We start from the raw sequence: 2,983 nt of genomic DNA on the forward strand, positions 1-2,983 counted from the left end.
CCTGACCGTCGCGGAGTACCTGCTGCCGGGGTGGCTGGTCGCGCTGCGCGCGGCGCGGCCGGAGACGGCGGTGTCGCTGCAGGCGGGGAACTCGGTGGCGGTGGCGGCGCAGGTCCGCTCCGGGGCGGCGGACCTGGGGTTCGTGGAGGGTCCGGGCGTGCCGGAGGAGCTGGACGGCGCGGTGATCGGGCACGACCGGCTGCTGGTCGTGGTGGCGCCGTCGCATCCGTGGGCGCGCCGGCGGCGGGGGCTGCCCCCGGCGGAGCTGGCGGGGGCGGCGCTGGTGCTGCGCGAGCAGGGGTCGGGTACGCGGCAGGTGCTGGACGAGGCGCTGGCCCCGTACGGCGGGCTGGGGGTGCCGCTGCTGGAGCTGGCGTCGACGACGGCGGTGAAGTCGGCGGCGGTGACGGGGGCGGGGCCCGCGGTGCTCTCGGAGCTGGCGGTGGCGGACGAGGTGGCGGCGCGGCGGCTGGTGGCGGTGGGGATGGCGGGGCTGGACCTGACCCGGGCGCTCCGGGCGGTGTGGCCGCGCGGCCAGCGGCCGGCGGGGCCGGCCCGGGACCTGCTGTCCCTGACGCGGACCGGCAAGGGCCCGTAGCCGCGGCCGGTCCCGTTGCGCCCGCGTACCCGTAAGTCTATGCTTACCGTTCGTGGAGACTTACGAATCGGACGACGGGTGGAGCGCGGTGGGCGATCCCACCAGGCGGGCGATCATGGCCTGCCTGGCCGAGCGGGAGCGCGCGGTCGGAGAACTCGCGGATGAGCTGCCGGTCAGCAGGCCGGCCGTCTCCCAGCATCTGAAGGTGCTCAAGAACGCGGGACTGGTGACGGAGCGCACCGCGGGCACGAGGCGGATCTACCGGCTCGACCCGATGGGAGTCGCTGCGCTCCGGGACCAGCTGGAGACGTTCTGGAGCCGCGCCCTGGCCGGGTACGAGGACGCCGTGGAAAGCCGCGGCACCGGCGAAGCAGACCGGAGTGAGGAGAGAGAATGACTCAGGAAGGGAACGCCGTGGTACGGCGGCAGACCGTCGTGGCCGCACCCCTGGAGAAGGCGTTCACCGCCTTCACCGAGCGGTTCGGCGACTTCAAGCCGCCCGAGCACAACCTTCTCGGCAAGCCCGTCGTGGAGACCGTCTTCGAGCCGCGGGTGGGCGGCCACATCTACGACCGGGCCGAGGACGGCAGCGAGTGCCGCTGGGCGCGCGTCCTGGCGTACGAGCCGCCGGTGCGGGTCCTGTTCAGCTGGGACATCGACCCCACCTGGAAGTTGGAGGCCGACCCGGAGAACGCGAGCGAGGTGGAGGTCAGGTTCGTCGCCGAGACCCCGGACCGCACGCGCGTCGAGCTGGAGCACCGCGGTATCGAGCGGCACGGCCCCGGCTGGGCGGCCGTCGCGGACGGCGTCGGCTCCGCCGACGGCTGGCCCCTGTACCTGGACCGGTTCGCCGCCCTCTTCGGCCCGCGGGCCTGACGGCCGCACCGGGGCGGGGCGCTGGGCACCGCCTCGCCCCGGCCCTCCGGGACGCCCGTACCCCCTGCGGGGGTCGGCCCGCTGGGATACCCTCGTTCCCACCTGTCTTGATCTTCGAGGCGTCGAGTGGACGCGGGGAGCACGTGGTGTCAGCAGACGACGAGTCCTTCATACCCGGCGTGTCCGTCGAGCAGCCGACGTCCGCCCGCGTCTACGGCTGGCTCCTCGGCGGCAAGGACAACTACGCCGTCGACCGTGAGTTCGCCCTCAGGCAGCTCCAGGAGTTCCCCGCCGGGCTCGACATCACCCGCGAGAACCGGCTGTTCCTCTTCCGGGCCGTGCGCTGGCTCGTGCAGGAGGCCGGCATCCGGCAGTTCCTCGACATGGGCTGCGGACTGCCCACCGACAACAACGTCCACCAGGTCGCCCAGCGCTTCACCCCCGACGCCCGCGTCGTGTACGTCGACAACGACCCCATCGTCCTCGCCCACGGCCGCGCGCTGCTCGCCGAGGACGCCTCGACCATCGTCGTCGACGGCGACCTCCGCGACCCCGGCACCATCCTCGACGACCCGCTCGTCACCCGGCTCATCGACTTCGACGAGCCGCTCGCCGTGCTCTACCTGTCGGTCATGCACCACGTACCCGACGAGGACGACCCCGTCGGCGTGCTCGGCGCCGTGCTCGACCGCGCCCGGCCCGGCAGTTGCGTGTGCCTGTCGCAGGTGGTGACCGACGACCCCGCCACCAGCGCCGCGATGACGGAGAGCGTCCGCGCCAAGGGCATCCCGTGGCAGACCCGGACGCCCGCCGAGGTCGACGCCCTCGTGACCGGCCTGGAGCCGGTCGAGCCGGGGCTCGTGGACCTCGTCGACTGGCGGCCCGACCGGTTCCAGCCGCCGCTGGCCCCCGTCGACCCGTCGCTCAGGCCCTACCTCGGCACGACGAAGCACGCCAAGCCCGTGTACGAGTACGGGGGCATCGTCCGCAAGCCCGCCGGCTGAGGCAGGTCAGCCGCGCGCCGCCGCCACCAGGCCCCGCATCACCCGCACGTCCTCGCCCATCTCCGGGTGCCACTGCACCCCCAGCGCGAAGCTCCGCGCCGCCGGCAGCTCCAGCGCCTCGACCACCCCGTCCGCCGCGTACGCCGACGCGACCAGGCCGGTGCCCAGCTCCGCCACCGCCTGGTGGTGGTACGCCGGGACCGTCACCGCCTCCGGCAGCAGCGCGGCGAGCCGCGTGCCCGGGACCGGCTCGACCTCGTGCGCGCCGAAGACCCCGGGGCGTTCGCGGTGGCCGTCCAGGTGCTGGCGCAGGGTGCCGCCGCACGCGACGTTCATCAACTGCGCCCCGCGGCAGATCCCCAGCAGCGGCAGCTCCGCCGCCAGGGCCGCGTCGATCAGGGCCAGTTCCCAGGCGTCCCGCTCGCGCGACGTCGGGGTGACCGGGTCCGTACCGGCGTCCGCCGCGGCGCCGTAGCGCGCCGGGTCGACATCGGGGCCGCCCGCG

At 74.6% G+C, this 2,983-nt stretch carries 5 protein-coding genes; 4 read left to right on the forward strand and 1 reads right to left on the reverse strand.

The window, feature by feature from the left end; all coding sequences use genetic code 11:
- The 4 genes from H5J30_RS24645 to H5J30_RS24660 all read left to right on the forward strand — a co-directional run.
- Positions 1 to 598: LysR substrate-binding domain-containing protein (locus H5J30_RS24645; RefSeq protein ID WP_258563517.1), on the forward strand; the 598-nt coding region annotated here is incomplete at its 5' end.
- A 52-nt stretch (positions 599 to 650) separates the two neighbouring features.
- Entirely contained in the window at positions 651 to 995 is a 345-nt protein-coding gene (locus H5J30_RS24650; RefSeq protein WP_309505621.1) for an ArsR/SmtB family transcription factor, read from the forward strand.
- Entirely contained in the window at positions 992 to 1,474 is a 483-nt protein-coding gene (locus tag H5J30_RS24655) for an SRPBCC family protein (RefSeq protein WP_181789554.1), read from the forward strand. Before H5J30_RS24650 ends, H5J30_RS24655 begins: the two co-directional genes overlap by 4 nt.
- A 146-nt stretch (positions 1,475 to 1,620) precedes the next feature.
- A complete protein-coding gene (locus tag H5J30_RS24660; RefSeq protein WP_181789555.1) occupies positions 1,621 to 2,478 on the forward strand; it encodes an SAM-dependent methyltransferase in 858 nt (285 codons plus the stop codon).
- A gap of 6 nt (positions 2,479 to 2,484) precedes the next feature.
- On the opposite strand, the gene H5J30_RS24665 is transcribed toward H5J30_RS24660, so the two are convergent.
- Positions 2,485 to 2,983: gamma-glutamyl-gamma-aminobutyrate hydrolase family protein (locus H5J30_RS24665; protein ID WP_181789556.1), on the reverse strand; the 499-nt coding region annotated here is incomplete at its 5' end.

This window comes from Streptomyces phytophilus (assembly GCF_013870535.1).
Taxonomy (GTDB): Bacteria; Actinomycetota; Actinomycetes; order Streptomycetales; family Streptomycetaceae; genus Streptomyces; species Streptomyces phytophilus.